This window comes from Halomonas sp. SIMBA_159, assembly GCF_046536035.1.
In the GTDB taxonomy this organism is placed as follows: domain Bacteria; phylum Pseudomonadota; class Gammaproteobacteria; order Pseudomonadales; family Halomonadaceae; genus Vreelandella; species Vreelandella venusta_A.
In genome coordinates, this window is sequence record NZ_JAWJBT010001672.1 from 1 (window position 1) to 234 (window position 234).

General features: G+C 68.4%; 1 protein-coding gene. It reads right to left on the bottom strand.

The window, feature by feature from the left end; translation table 11 throughout:
• A partial coding sequence (locus tag R0J87_RS24890) for a hypothetical protein (protein ID WP_498889706.1) occupies positions 1 to 234 on the bottom strand: 234 nt, incomplete at both ends.

A 234-nucleotide genomic window follows, 5' to 3' on the forward strand; every position in this document is an offset into this window, starting at 1 on the left:
TGATACAGCTCCCAGGCATCCTGGTCTGGGCTCCAGTCGGCGATCCCCTCCGGCAGTCCGGGAACCCAGGGGGCTCGGGGACCGAAGGCCGACGCCATCCACCCGTCGTGATAGATGGCCCGGCTGCCGAGGATCTCGAAGTACTGGGTGACGTGTGTCTCCTCGGCCTCCGGATCCGTGAGCGCCGCGGCGAAGCTGGATCCGTCGATCGGATCCTGGTGCACGCCGCGGACC